The sequence below is a fragment of the Rhodococcus sp. P-2 genome (genome assembly GCF_016598535.1).
GTDB classification, from domain to species: domain Bacteria; phylum Actinomycetota; class Actinomycetes; order Mycobacteriales; family Mycobacteriaceae; genus Rhodococcus_F; species Rhodococcus_F baikonurensis.
In genome coordinates, this window is record NZ_CP066779.1 from 4,252,158 (window position 1) to 4,265,387 (window position 13,230).

Sequence of the window (13,230 nt, forward strand, 5' to 3'; positions counted from 1 at the left end):
GCCGCTGCAAGGTGGCGGAGCTCGGGGGAGCTCCGGATCTTCGAATGTGGGCCTCGAATCTTCGATTCGAGGCCCACATTTCTATTTCTCGACAATTCGCCCGGTACTTCACCCCGACACGCCTACCGGCGAGTAGACACAAACGTATGCCGTTCCGTAACCTTATCGAGACATTACGCGGGCGAGACAGGTACTGTAGATAGTTGACAGCGAGCTAACAGATCGTCGACCGGTCCCGGTCGACGTCGCTTCACCGAGACGGAGAGTTGCATTCCGTGGTTTCATCGAAAAACAACAGTCGAGTACGCGCCGCAGTGACCGTGGGAGTGCTGGCGTTCGGACTCGTCGCAGGGCCTTCGATGCAGGCCGGTGCCGACCCCGTCATCACCAACCCGACCGAGGCACTCGACAAGCTCGGTGAACTCTCCCGGGTATCCGAGCAGACCAACGAAGCGCTGCACAACGCGCAGATCGATCTCGACGCGAAGCTGGGCGTCGCCAACGATGCGGACGCGCGATCGGCAGCCGATCAGGGTGTTCTCGACGAGGCTTCGGCGCGTGTCGCCGAATTCGCTCCGGCGGTAAACCGCATTGCCACAGCGAATTACCAGGGTGCACGAACCAATCGCCTCTTTGCGTTGATGGTCAGCGATTCGCCGCAGCAGTTGCTCGACCAGATGTCGGCGCTCGACGTGATTTCCAACGACGCGGCAGTGCAGGTCTCCCAGTTCAACGAAGCCACTGCCGCTGCCCGTGCGGCCTCGGAAGCATCGAAGCGCTCGGCCGAAGAAGCGCGGACCGCCGCCGATCAAGCCCGCGCACTCAGTGACGACTTGCAGCGCAAGCAGAGTGAACTGCAGACGCAGATCGCCGACGTGACCAAAGCGTTCCAGAACCTCACCGACGACGAGCGTAACCAACTGAGCGGTACGCCGTTCCCTCCTGACGTCGATCTCAGCAAAATTCTAGCTAACCTTACGCCCGGCTCCGGTGCTGCAGCGCTTCAGGCAGGCCTCACGCGGATCGGTGACCCGTACGTCTGGGGCGCGACCGGCCCGAACGAGTTCGACTGCTCAGGTCTGGTCGTGTGGGCCTACAAGCAGATCGGAAAGACTCTGCCGCGTTCGAGCCAAGCGCAGGCGCAGGGCGGTGTACCGGTGTCGCGGGATCAACTACAGCCCGGTGACGTCGTGACTTTCTACAGCGACAACTCGCATGTCGGTATCTATGCCGGCGACGGAAACATTCTGCATGCGTCGACGTTCGGCGTACCGGTGAAGGTTCAGTCGATGGCAGGCATGGAGTTCTCCACTGCGCGTCGTTACTGACGGCTTGCTGCGCCCGAGCGGCGTGTGGCCAGCCGCCGTGAAGCGTCGAGTCGAGTTCTCCTACACTCGGCACCGTGCCGACTGAACCGATGACGACGCCCGACGTCGGCGCAGATCGACCACGCCGTTGGGAGTATTCGGCCCTCGTGGCGCTCGGCGTAGCCGTGGTGCTCGTTCTCGGTTTGACGATCTTCCTGACGAACAGGTCCGATTCCGACGAAAGTGCGGCCAGCGAGCAGGACGCCGAACGAACCGCGCAGGTACAGGCATTTCTCGACGCATGGGCTGCAGCGCAGATGTCCGACGATCCGTCGGGGCTGGCGAAGTTCGTCGACAATGCTGCCGCCCCCGGTGTGCTCGAGGCGGAAATTCGACGAGCCACTGCAGCGGGAGCGCTCGATTTCTCCGACTGGGGATACGAGATCCCCAGCGGCGGCCTGACTCCGGCGCCGCGAACCGGTGCACCGGACGGAGACGTCGAAGTCTGGAATGCGCAAGTTCTGTTTCGGTACGCCCTCGACGGCGTCGACGCATTGCCCACTCGCAAGGCAGTGTCCATGACGCTCGCGAAACGCGGCGATCAGTGGTCGGTTCTTGCGGACGGGTCGATCGTCGGACTGGACGGCGCCCGAACGGCAGGCGAATCCTGGAACGGCCCCTGGGACTTCGGCCCGCTGGCCGTCGCCGAAAACACCGCGCGCAATGCACTCGTGATCGGTCACCCGGGTCAGCAGGCGTTCGTCGACGCTTTGGCTGCAGATGTGGACTCAGCCATCGAGAACACAACGCAGTTGTGGGGGCCGTGGTGGTCCGAGCGCGCGGTGCTCATGGTGGCGGGGTCCTCGGAGGAATTCACCGCACTGGTCGGCTCTCATCACGACGGCGCTTCGATTGCCGCAGTGTCGGTCGCGGATGCAACGACGGACGGGTCTTCCGACGTGAGCGGCCAGCGGGTGGTCTTCTCACCCGCCGCGGCTTCGAGGTTGACCGACATCACCAGGCGAACGGTATTGCGCCACGAACTCATGCACATAGCCGCCCGATCGAAAACCCGTGACGGGTCGCCGATGTGGGTGTTGGAAGGGTTCGCCGAGTACGCGGGAAATCGTGGATCCTCGCGGGCCTGGGGTGAGATCGCGCCGACTCTGGCAGCAGCGGTCCGTGCCGGCGACACACCGACGGAGTTTCCGGACGACACACAGTTCGGCGGTGTCCCGGTTGTGAGTTCGCTGGCGTACGAATCGGCGTGGTCTGTCAACGCGTATATCGCCGATCGATTCGGCGAGGCCAAGCTGACCGACCTCTTTCGCGCCCTCGCTTCCGGAAAGATGACGGCCGAAGATCTCGACTCGCGAATCCGAGCGGTCCTGGGCGTCGGAACCGAGGAACTGCGACTCGGATGGGTCGACTGGACCGACAGCCATCTGGGCTGAGCAGTTCGCGGCTGGTTGACAGCAGCGGCGGAGTGACCCTGGCATGTCTCGAAGCGCAGCGTGCCCTTGTCACGTCTCGATGCGCAGCGTGCCCTTGTCACGTCTCGAAGCGCAGCGTGCCCTACGGTGGACGAATGCGCCGGACCCTCTTGGTGACCAACGACTTTCCTCCTCGCCCCGGAGGTATCCAGTCTTATCTCCACACGTTCGCCGGGCATCTGCCGCCGGACAAGTTGGTGGTGTACGCACCGCGGTGGCGGGGCGACTCGCACAAGAAGTTCGATGCGGCACAGCCTTTCGAGGTCGTTCGGCACCCGACGACACTGATGTTGCCGTCGCCCTTCGTCGCTCGTCGGGCTGCGAAGCTGGTCAAGAAGCACGACTGCGAGTCGGTCTGGTTCGGTGCGGCAGCGCCGTTGGCGTTGTTGGCGCCGGTTGTTCGGCGCGCCGGAGCGAGCCGAGTGATCGCGAGTACTCACGGCCACGAGGTCGGATGGTCGATGATTCCCGGTGCGCGGCAGTCGTTGCGTGTGATCGGTGATCACACAGATGCGGTGACGTTTGTCAGCAAGTACACCCGTGGGCGGTTCTCGGCGGCTTTCGGCCCGCAAGCGGCGCTCGAGCACCTTCCATCCGGAGTGGACACGTCGGTGTTCCACCCGGACTCGGTTGCCCGTGCAAAACTGCGTAAGCGATACGGGTTGGGAGAGCGGCCCACGATCCTGTGCCTGTCGCGGCTCGTGCCACGCAAGGGGCAGGACATGCTCATCAAAGCGCTGCCGACGATTCGGAAGAGCATCGACGGAGCAGTGCTGGTGATCGTCGGGGGTGGGCCGTACGAGGACCATCTCCGTCAATTGGCGCGCAAGACCGGCATGGACGATCACGTCGTCTTCACCGGCACGGTGCCTGCCGCAGAGTTGGCGGCTCACCACACTGTTGCCGACGTGTTCGCCATGCCGTGCCGCACCCGAGGCGCCGGATTGGACGTCGAAGGACTGGGAATCGTCTACCTCGAGGCCTCGGCTACCGGTGTGCCGGTCATCGCCGGGCGCAGTGGTGGCGCTCCGGAAACCGTGCAGCAGAACAAGACCGGGCTCGTGGTCGACGGCACCTCTGTTCGTGACGTCGCCGAATCCGTGATCGAGGTGCTGTCCGATCGTGATCGAGCGGCCGCGATGGGAGCAGCCGGCCGGGCGTGGGTTGCCGAGGAATGGAAGTGGGACACGCTCGCTTCGAAGCTGCGTAATCTCCTCGGCTGAGCTACCGGGACTCGAACGCGAACGGCCCGCACCGAATTCGGTGCGGGCCGTTCCTGTCGGCAGAGGACTGATCGACGAAAGGCTACTTGGCGTAGATCTTTTCGATGTCGGCGGCAAAGCTCTCGTGCACGACGTTGCGCTTGAGCTTCATCGTGGGCGTGAGTTCGCCTGTGTCCTCGGAGAAGTCGACCGGAAGAATGCGGAACTTCTTGATCGCCTCGGCGTGTGAGACGAGCTTGTTGGCCTCGTCGATGGCGTCCTGGATTTCGCCGACCAGTTCGCCGTCCGAAACCAGGTCGGCAGCTGTGGTTCCCGCGGCCTTGTTGTTGCGCTCGTTCCAAGCGGGAAGAGCTTCGGCGTCGATGGTGATGAGGGCGCCGATGAAAGGCTTCTGGTCGCCGACCACGATGGCCTGGCTGATCAGTGGGTGGGCGCGAAGGGAATCTTCGAGCTGAGCGGGGGAGACGTTCTTGCCGCCCGCCGTGACGATGATTTCCTTCTTGCGGCCGGTGATGGTGATGTAGCCGTCCTTGTCGACGGTGCCGAGGTCGCCGGTGTGGAACCAGCCGTTCTCGATCGACTCGGCAGTCGCCTTCTCGTTGCGCCAGTAACCGGTGAAGACCACCGGTCCCGAGAGGAGGATTTCGCCGTCTTCGGCGATGCGAACGGAGTTGCCGGCCAACGGCTTTCCGACCGAGCCGACCTTCTGTGCGCCGATGGTGTTGACGGCGAACGCTGCGGTGGTCTCGGTCAGTCCGTAGCCCTCGTAGATCGTGACGCCGATACCGCGGAAGAAGTGGCCGAGTCGAGCGCCCAGAGGTGCACCACCGGAAATGGCCAGCTGGCACTGCCCGCCGAGTGCAGCGCGAAGCTTCGAGTACACGAGCTTGTCGAAGAGAGCGTGCTTGGCCTTGAGAACGATGCCGGCGCCGCCTTTGTCCTGCGCCTCGCTCCAGGCAACAGCGGTGTCTGCGGCCGCGTCGAAGATCTTTCCCTTGCCGTCGCCGTGCGCCTTGGCACGTGCGCTGTTGTAGACCTTCTCGAACACTCGCGGCACCGAGAGGATGAAGTCGGGCTTGAACTCGCCGAACGTCGGAACGAGGTTCGGGATGTCGCTCGTGTGCCCCAACGTTGCACCGGCGTCGAACGACGCGATGCTGACTGCGCGAGCGAGAACGTGCGCGAGCGGCAAGAACATCAGGGTGCTGACGCCGGGAGTCTTGAGCAGCGTGCCGAGGTTGGAGTCGAGGATGCCCTTCGACTCGGCAATGAGGTTGGAATGCGTCAGCTGGCAGCCCTTGGGTCGGCCTGTGGTGCCCGACGTGTAGATCAGGGTCGCGGGATCGGATGCCTTCAGTGCAGCGACGCGGGCGTGGACGTCCTCGTCGGAGATGTCGGCGCCCAGTGCGGTCAATTCCTCGACAACACCTTTACCGCCTGCCGCCGCATCGATCTGGTAGACCGTACGCAGCGCGGGTGCCGCTGCAGCGACGTCCTTCACGGTCGCGGCATGCGCGTCGTTCTCGACGATGAGGTCGATTGCTTCGGAGTCCTCGAGAATCCAGCGAACCTGCTCGGCTGCGGAGGTTTCGTAGATCGGAACCGTCACGCCGCCGGCCGCCCAGATGGCGTAGTCGACGAGCGGCCATTCGAAGCGAGTCGCCGACATGAGGCCGACGCGATCGCCCTGCTTGACTCCGATCGCGATCAGGCCCTTGGCGACGGCAGTCACCTGAGCGGCGAAATCGCCTGCAGTGACATCGACCCATGCATTTCCGACTTTGCGCTTGTAGACAACCGCCGCCGGCTTCGTCTTCGCGAAGGCGAAGACCGAGTCGACCGCGGAGGCATCCTCGGGAATGGTGAACGTCTGGGGTGCGCTGAACTCAGGCACGAAATACCTCCGACACTGCGAAATACTGACGAGTAGGGTTTTCGTCTCCTACTGTAGTCGCATGTCCGACGCAGTTGTGGCCAGGCTTACAGTCTGTCCGGTATGTAGTGTTGCGACACCCCTCGACGCTTCGCCGACGCGATATGTGAAGCTACTTCGGTGAGCAGCATTCAGGTCGCAGACCAGACTTTCATCGCCGCCCCGCCCGAGCGGGTCGCCGAACTGTTGTCCTCGCGCGCGCAGTGGCGTCGCTGGTTCAGTGATCTTGCGCTCGAAGTCCGGGAAGATCGCGGTCCCGCGGGATTCCGGTGGGGAGTGTCCGGTCAGCTGGTCGGCACCATGGAGGTGTGGCTCGAACCGGTGATGGACGGGACGATCGCGCACTACTTCCTGCACTGTGAACCGGTCGGCGTATCACCGTCCGATCTGGCGAACCTCGACCTCGCCGGGATGAACCGCAAGCGTCGGGTCGACGGCAAGGTCATGTCGTTCCAGCTCAAGCGCGAACTCGAAGCGGGACGCGCCGCCGGCGTAGCACCGGACTGATAATCGAAGCAGTGCACGTTGTGCAGGTTCTGGACTCTTGACGAAGGAAGGTAGCGCAGTCGTATGGCCGAGAAGACCAAGGGGTTGATCAGCATCGACGCTCCTGCCGACGCCGTGATGGACGTCATCGCCGATTTCGAGCGATACCCCGAATGGGTGGCCGCGGCGAAGTCCGTCGAGGTGACGGCGCCGGGGCAGGGCGGCCGCGCGGACCGAGTACGTTTCGTCCTCGACGCGGGGATGGTGAAGGACACCTACGAACTGCAGTATTCGTGGGCACCGGACGGTATGGCGGTGAGTTGGGAGCTGATATCGGGTGAGATTCAGAAGTCCCAATTCGGTTCGTACACACTCGAGCCCGGCCCGAACGGCACCACGTCGGTCACCTACGAGTTGACGGTCGACCTGACGATTCCGATGATCGGTCTCTTCAAGCGGAAGGCCGAGAAGATCATCACCGACACAGCTCTGAAAGAACTGAAGAAGCGAGTCGAGGGCTGAGTGCCGGAGCAACGATCGCGCGTCCAACTGTTCGTCGGTAAAGGTGGAGTAGGCACGACGACGCTTGCCGCGGCGACGGCTGTGTCGGCGGCGACCTCCGGGGCCCGAGTGCTGCTGGTGTCGATCGACCAGGCAGGTTCTCTCGCGGATGTCCTGGGCGTGCCGAATCCGCGAACGACTACACCTCTCACCGAGCGCCTCTACGTCCGGCAACTCGACACGTCAGCGCTCCTCGAGGACAAGTTCCGAGGATTGTCGGGTTTGATCGATGCTGCAGGAACTTTCGGAGCGGGAGATCACGAACACGGTTCGTCGTTCGAGGGGTTGGAACCGGAAGAGTTGACGGGATCCCTGGGAATCCAGGACATGCTCGGGCTCGCCGAAATCGTCGACTTCTCGGACAGCGGTGACTACGACCTCGTGATCGTGGACTGTCCGGCTGCAGCCGAAGCGCTTCGGATACTGGGTTCGCCGTCGATGGTGTCGGAGTATCTCGAGCGATTGTGGCCGCGGCACAGGCGGATGGTCGCTGTGACGGGTACGGACATGCGGTTGCTCTTACTCGTGTCCGTCGTCGAACGTGTGCTCGCGTCGGTGGATCGAATCGCGGCTCACCTCTCGGATCGCGCGAACACCAGCGTGAGTGTGGTGACGTCGGCCGATGGCGTGTCGGTCGCGGCGACTCGTCGGACGTTGTCCGGGCTGGCTCTTGCCGGTCTGCGAGTAGGCGGGATTGTGGTCAACAACCTTGTCCCGCAGTTCAACTCGCCGGCTGGGAAGGCGGTCGACGATTCGCCGGCGGCGCGGTGGCTCGCTTCGATCCAGGCGTCACAGGCGCTCGTCGTCGACGAATTGCGTAAATCAACCGATGGAATGTCCGTCACAACGGTCGAACGCGTCTGCGCCGAACCGGTAGGGTTGGCCGCTCTGGGTGAGATCGCGGCCACGTTCGAGGGTGGAACGGGCACGGATTCGGGCACCGTCGGCACCGCGGACAACATCGTGGTGTCCTTGGAGTCGGGGACCGGAGTCGATTCGGTGTACGTGATGCGGATGTACCTTCCGCTCGTGGATCCGTCGTCGTTGTCGTTGGGCCGGGTGGAGGACGATGTGCTGGTGGGAGCAGACGGCGTACGACGCAGAGTTCGTTTGGCGTCGGTGCTGCGTCGTTGTGTCGTGAACGGGGCGGAGTTGGACGGCAGTTACCTGATCATTCGGTTCAGCCCGGATCCCGCGGTGTGGCCGGTATGAGCGAAGAGCACGAGCGCCTCGTCGCGGAATTTCGCGCGCTGGCGGAAACCGTTCTGACGCGCCTGGAACCGGTGTTGCTCAAGGCCGCAGCAGCGACGGCCGATGTTGCGAGTGACTCGGCGTCAGCGGACACGCAGCCGGTGTTCACTGGCTGCAGTTGGTGCCCGGTGTGCGCCCTCGCTGCACTGGTTCGCGGTGAGCACCACGAACTGTTGGCATTCCTCGCGGGTCAAGCAGCGGTATTCCTTGCGTTGCTTCGCGAGATTCTCGACGAGTTTCTCGGGGGGCCGTCAGGCCCCGATCGTGGACCGGACAGCGGCCCGACGGCGCCGGGTGCGGAGCGAACTCGGACTGCGGCATTTGTCCCGATCAACGTGACGGTCAAGGACTGACTTCGTACCCCGGGTAGAGCGAACGGTCCGCGATGAGCACAATCGACACAATGGTCACCGACGCACGAGGCACCGATACAGGGTGCGCACTCCAGCGGGCGACGCTCGCGCGGGAATTGTCGCGATGAGCGCGCGCCGCTTGAAAGCGGTCTCCGAGTCCACCATGGACGACATCTTGACGGTCGGCATCGACGTCGGCGGGACGAGCATCAGAGCCTCCGTCGTGGACGTGGACGGACAAGTGCTCGAGATGATTCAAGCCCCGACCCCGCAGTCGGCCAGGGCACTCGAAGACGGTCTCGATCGCGTCGTGCGCGAATTGGTCACCAGGCACGAGGTGTCGGCCGTGGGATTGGCGGTCGCCGGCTTCATCACCTCCGATCGAAGCTCTGTACGGTTCGCGCCGCACTTGCCGTGGGTGGACGCGCCGGTCGGAAGTGACCTGAGCAAGCGACTCGGGCTGCCGGTCGTGCTCGAACACGACGCCAACGCAGCAGCCTTCGCGGAGCACCGATTCGGAGCGGCCGCCGGGGGCCGCAATGTCGTGATGGTGGCAATCGGGACCGGAATCGGTGGTGCGCTGCTGATCAACGGTGAGCTGTACCGGGGGAGTCACGGCGTCGCCCCCGAACTGGGCCACATCCAGGTCGTGCCAGGCGGGCGTCAGTGCGCGTGTGGCAAACGTGGGTGTTGGGAGCGCTATTGCAGCGGAACGGCGCTCGTCGACACGGCCATCGAACTGCTCGCCGCCGACCCCGCCGCGTCGACCGTTCTGGCGCGTGAGGTAGCGGTGGATCCAGGTTCCCTCACCGGCCGCCGGATCGCGAATGCCGCGCAGGACGGTGACCCACTCGCGCTGGCAACCATCGCCGAGTTCACCCGTTGGCTGGCCGTCGGACTCGCCATGGTCGGTGACGTCTACGATCCCGATCTGGTGGTGATCGCCGGTGGCGTCGCGAGTTCTGCCCCACTGTTTCTCGACGACGCCCGTGAGCAGTACGCGACATTGCTGACCGGGGCGAAGCACCGACCACTGGCCCGAATCCGTTCCGCTCAGCTGGGCGAAGCTGCGGGCATGGTCGGCGCCGCCGCTTTGGCCCGATCGGTGGTGCCTCAGGATCTCGGTGGGGTCGACGGCGCTGGAACCACGTCTGCCGGACTGTGATCGGGTCGATCCTGCAGGGGCGTGTGTAGCGGGGGTTACGGGTCGGCAGTAAGGTCGTACTCAGCGAAATTCAGCTGTGAATGGGAGGGACGCCGTGTGGTATTGGCTCTTCAAGTATGTGTTGCTGGGGCCGATTCTCTGGCTGCTCGGGCGTCCGACGGTCAAGGGTCACGAGAACATTCCGACTGACGGGGCGGCCATCCTGGCCAGCAATCACCAGGCGGTTCTGGACTCGTTCTACCTTCCACTTCGCGTCAACCGCCGCATCACGTTCCTTGCCAAGAGCGAGTACTTCACCGGTTCCGGTCTCAAAGGCGCATTCCAGAAGTGGTTCTTCACCGCGGTCGGACAGGTCCCCATCGACCGAACCGGCGCGGACGCAGCGCAGGATGCGCTCAACGCCGGTCTCAAGGTTCTCGGTTCGGGCAGTCTGCTGGGTATCTACCCCGAGGGAACGCGTTCGCCTGACGGTCGCCTCTACAAGGGCAAGACCGGAATGGCGCGCCTCGCGCTCGAATCGGGCGTCAAGGTGATCCCGGTTGCGATGGTCGGTACCGACAAGATGAATCCGATCGGCTCTCGGATGTGGCGTCCGGCCAAGGTCACCGTGATCGTCGGCGAACCTATCGATTTCTCCCGCTTCGAAGGCATGGGCGGGAACCGCTTCGTCGAGCGCGCTGTGACCGACGAGGTGATGTACAAGCTGATGAAACTCTCCGGCCAGGAGTACGTGGACATCTACGCGGCCAGTCTCAAGAACCAGGCACCCACGAAACCCGAAGCTGCCGTCGACGTTCCGGCGGAAAGCGGCGAGTCGGTTGTCGATCTCGTGGCCTCGGCCGAGTCCAAGGAATCCGCGAAGACCGACAAGGATTCGCTCCCGGACGCACAGGCCAGCTAGAGATTTCCCACACCTGCCGCACGCGCATTGGCCCCAGAGCCTGCGCGTGCGGCATAGTTTTCGGACGTGCGCTACTTCTACGACTGCGAATTCATCGAAGACGGTCGAACCATCGATCTCGTGTCCATCGGCGTCGTCTGCGAGGACGGCCGTGAGTACTACGCGGTCTCGACCGAGTTCGATCCTGCCCGCGCCGGTAGTTGGGTGCGCAAGAACGTGCTGCCGAAATTGCCGCAGCCGTCGTCTCCGCTGTGGAAATCACGCGAGAAGATCCGCGACGATCTCTTGAAGTTCTTCGTTCCGCGGCCGATGGTCGTTCCGGAGCTCTGGGCGTGGGTCGCCGCCTACGACCATGTCGCGCTGTGCCAATTGTGGGGCGATATGACCGAACTACCGCAGTCGATGCCTCGGTACACCCGCGAACTCCGACAGTTCTGGGAAGACAACGGCAGTCCTGCCCTCCCGTCAGCGCCCGCCGACGCACACGACGCACTTGCCGACGCCAGGCACAACCTCGTGAAGTTCGACGCGATTTCGGCAGCTCGTTCACTTCGCTGACCCAGGTTTCGGTGCGCGGGAAGTGTCCCGATTGGGCTGCGATCGAGAGCCTGTGTGACGCGCCGGCGGGCGAGCGAATATCCTGTAGAGGTGAACTGGACTGTCGACGTGCCGATCGACCGCTTGCCCGAACTCCCGCCGCTGCCTGCCGGACTGCGTAAGCAGCTCGACGAGGCGCTCGCGAAGCCCGCTGCTCAGCAGCCCTCGTGGCCCGCTGACCAGGCGGCCGCCATGCGGACTGTGCTCGAGAGCGTGCCTCCCATCACGGTGGCCAGCGAAGTCGAGGCGCTGCAAGAGCGTCTCGCGCAGGTCGCGCGTGGTGAGGCGTTCCTGCTCCAGGGCGGTGACTGCGCCGAGACCTTCGCGGACAACACCGAGCCGCACATCAAGGGAAACATCCGCACGTTGCTGCAGATGGCCGTCGTCCTCACCTACGGTTCCTCGATGCCCGTCGTCAAGGTTGCGCGCATCGCCGGCCAGTACGCCAAGCCGCGCTCTGCCGACATCGACTCGCTTGGTCTGAAGTCCTACCGCGGCGACATGATCAATTCGCTCGTCGCCGACGAGGCTGTCCGCGCCCACGATCCTTCGCGTCTGGTGCGTGCGTACGCCAACGCCAGCGCCGCGATGAACCTGGTCCGCGCGCTCACCGGTGCCGGCATGGCCGATTTGCACAAGGTGCACGACTGGAACCGCGAGTTCGTCGCGGCCTCGCCCGCCGGTGCACGGTACGAGCAACTCGCTGCCGAGATCGACCGCGGCCTGCAGTTCATGAACGCGTGTGGCGTCACCGATCCGAGCCTGCACCAGGCACAGATCTTCGCCAGCCACGAGGCACTGGTTCTGGACTACGAGCGTGCGATGCTGCGTCTCGACAACGACAGTGACCACCCCAAGCTCTACGACCTGTCGGCTCACTTCCTCTGGATCGGCGACCGCACCCGTCAGCTCGACGGCGCGCACATCGCCTTCGCCGAGTTGGTGTCCAACCCGATCGGCCTCAAGATCGGTCCGAGCACGACACCGGAAATGGCGGTGGAATACGTCGAGCGTCTCGACCCCACCAACAAGCCGGGTCGACTGACTCTGATTTCGCGCATGGGCAACGGCAAGGTCCGCGACCTGCTGGCGGCGATCATCGAGAAGGTCCAGGCCACCGGCCACCAGGTCATCTGGCAGTGCGATCCGATGCACGGCAACACCCACGAAGCCTCCACCGGATACAAGACGCGCCACTTCGACCGCATCGTCGACGAAGTTCAGGGCTTCTTCGAGGTGCACAACGGTCTCGGCACGCATCCAGGTGGCATCCACGTCGAGCTGACCGGCGAGAACGTCACCGAGTGCCTCGGCGGCGCACAGGACATCTCCGACCTCGATCTCGGTGGTCGCTACGAGACGGCTTGTGACCCGCGCCTGAACACCCAACAGTCGTTGGAGCTCGCCTTCCTCGTGGCCGAGATGCTGCGTGGCTGACACTGCGGTCCGGCGAATCTGATTCGCGACGCTGATTTTTCAGTAAACGCCCTCACCTGCTCGCGCAGGTGGGGGCGTTCGTCATGGTGTGAATCGTGTGACGAATCGGCGCTGCCAGGGCATTTCGACGGCGCGGGGTGAGTAGTGTGCGCGAACGTACGCGGTGGCGTCCTTACTCGACACACCGCCCATGATGGCGAGAGCAGCCAAAGCTGTCCCGGTGCGGCCGTATCCACCTCCGCACGCGATCTCGACTCTTTCGCTTTCCGAACGCACCCACACTTCGTGCAGGGCGCTGCGCAGCGCATCGGGATCGCTGGGCAACCAGAAATCGCGCCAGCGGACCCACACCGAATCCCACACGGTGGTGGGGGGTTCTTTACCGGTCAGGTAGACGCCGAAGGTGGGGAGGGGTCCGGAAGGAAGTGGATTGCGGAGCCCTCGACCCCGAATCGATCTTCCCGACGGCAAGTCGAGTATCCCGAGGCTCTCGGGTTCCCACGTGGCCATGAATTCAGACTAG

At 64.0% G+C, this 13,230-nt stretch carries 13 protein-coding genes; 11 read left to right on the plus strand and 2 right to left on the minus strand.

The window, feature by feature from the left end; all coding sequences use genetic code 11:
- The first annotated feature begins 275 nt into the window (after positions 1 to 275).
- From I7X09_RS20150 to I7X09_RS20160, 3 genes are all read left to right on the plus strand, one after another.
- Positions 276 to 1,328, plus strand: coding sequence for a C40 family peptidase (locus I7X09_RS20150; RefSeq protein WP_095969862.1), 1,053 nt, complete (start codon positions 276 to 278; stop codon positions 1,326 to 1,328).
- A 74-nt stretch (positions 1,329 to 1,402) separates the two neighbouring features.
- Complete coding sequence (locus tag I7X09_RS20155) at positions 1,403 to 2,761, plus strand: hypothetical protein (protein ID WP_234036643.1); 1,359 nt, start codon at positions 1,403 to 1,405, stop codon at positions 2,759 to 2,761.
- 134 nt (positions 2,762 to 2,895) lie between these two features.
- Positions 2,896 to 4,023, plus strand: a complete 1,128-nt coding sequence (locus I7X09_RS20160) for a glycosyltransferase family 4 protein (protein WP_200313372.1) — start codon at positions 2,896 to 2,898, stop codon at positions 4,021 to 4,023.
- An 82-nt stretch (positions 4,024 to 4,105) separates the two neighbouring features.
- Here the strand turns inward: I7X09_RS20160 and I7X09_RS20165 are convergent, their stop codons facing one another.
- On the minus strand, positions 4,106 to 5,917 hold the full coding sequence (locus I7X09_RS20165; protein ID WP_200313373.1) for an AMP-dependent synthetase/ligase: 1,812 nt from the start codon (positions 5,915 to 5,917) through the stop codon (positions 4,106 to 4,108).
- A gap of 159 nt (positions 5,918 to 6,076) precedes the next feature.
- Between I7X09_RS20165 and I7X09_RS20170 the strand changes: the two genes are divergently transcribed.
- From I7X09_RS20170 to I7X09_RS20205, 8 genes are all read left to right on the plus strand, one after another.
- Positions 6,077 to 6,463 (plus strand): polyketide cyclase / dehydrase and lipid transport, encoded by a 387-nt coding sequence (locus I7X09_RS20170; protein WP_095969865.1) that lies wholly within the window; start codon positions 6,077 to 6,079, stop codon positions 6,461 to 6,463.
- Between the two features lie 63 nt (positions 6,464 to 6,526).
- Complete coding sequence (locus I7X09_RS20175; RefSeq protein WP_003941701.1) at positions 6,527 to 6,964, plus strand: SRPBCC family protein; 438 nt, start codon at positions 6,527 to 6,529, stop codon at positions 6,962 to 6,964.
- The gene (locus I7X09_RS20180) at positions 6,965 to 8,215 is read left to right on the plus strand and encodes an ArsA family ATPase (RefSeq protein WP_200313374.1); all 1,251 of its coding nucleotides are present in this window, start codon (positions 6,965 to 6,967) and stop codon (positions 8,213 to 8,215) included.
- Positions 8,212 to 8,607, plus strand: a complete 396-nt coding sequence (locus I7X09_RS20185; protein WP_200313375.1) for a hypothetical protein — start codon at positions 8,212 to 8,214, stop codon at positions 8,605 to 8,607. Before I7X09_RS20180 ends, I7X09_RS20185 begins: the two co-directional genes overlap by 4 nt.
- Before the next feature lie 124 nt (positions 8,608 to 8,731).
- Complete coding sequence (locus I7X09_RS20190; RefSeq protein ID WP_200317948.1) at positions 8,732 to 9,772, plus strand: ROK family protein; 1,041 nt, start codon at positions 8,732 to 8,734, stop codon at positions 9,770 to 9,772.
- A 94-nt stretch (positions 9,773 to 9,866) separates the two neighbouring features.
- Entirely contained in the window at positions 9,867 to 10,673 is an 807-nt protein-coding gene (locus tag I7X09_RS20195; protein ID WP_095969868.1) for a lysophospholipid acyltransferase family protein, read from the plus strand.
- A 66-nt stretch (positions 10,674 to 10,739) separates the two neighbouring features.
- Positions 10,740 to 11,231, plus strand: a complete 492-nt coding sequence (locus tag I7X09_RS20200) for a polyadenylate-specific 3'-exoribonuclease AS (RefSeq protein ID WP_003941683.1) — start codon at positions 10,740 to 10,742, stop codon at positions 11,229 to 11,231.
- A 90-nt stretch (positions 11,232 to 11,321) separates the two neighbouring features.
- Positions 11,322 to 12,707, plus strand: coding sequence for a class II 3-deoxy-7-phosphoheptulonate synthase (locus I7X09_RS20205; RefSeq protein WP_200313376.1), 1,386 nt, complete (start codon positions 11,322 to 11,324; stop codon positions 12,705 to 12,707).
- 81 nt (positions 12,708 to 12,788) lie between these two features.
- On the opposite strand, the gene I7X09_RS20210 is transcribed toward I7X09_RS20205, so the two are convergent.
- Positions 12,789 to 13,217 carry a protein-tyrosine phosphatase family protein gene (locus I7X09_RS20210; RefSeq protein WP_200313377.1) on the minus strand — a complete coding sequence of 143 codons (429 nt, stop codon included), beginning with the start codon at positions 13,215 to 13,217 and terminating at the stop codon, positions 12,789 to 12,791.
- Positions 13,218 to 13,230 lie beyond the last annotated feature (13 nt).

Coding starts and splice junctions, on each gene's coding strand:
- I7X09_RS20160 (WP_200313372.1), top strand. CDS start 2,896: ATGCGCCGGACCCTCTTGGTGACCAACGACTTTCCTCCTCGCCCCGGA.
- I7X09_RS20210 (WP_200313377.1), bottom strand. CDS start 13,217: ATGGCCACGTGGGAACCCGAGAGCCTCGGGATACTCGACTTGCCGTCG.
- I7X09_RS20175 (WP_003941701.1), top strand. CDS start 6,527: ATGGCCGAGAAGACCAAGGGGTTGATCAGCATCGACGCTCCTGCCGAC.
- I7X09_RS20190 (WP_200317948.1), top strand. CDS start 8,732: ATGAGCGCGCGCCGCTTGAAAGCGGTCTCCGAGTCCACCATGGACGAC.
- I7X09_RS20185 (WP_200313375.1), top strand. CDS start 8,212: ATGAGCGAAGAGCACGAGCGCCTCGTCGCGGAATTTCGCGCGCTGGCG.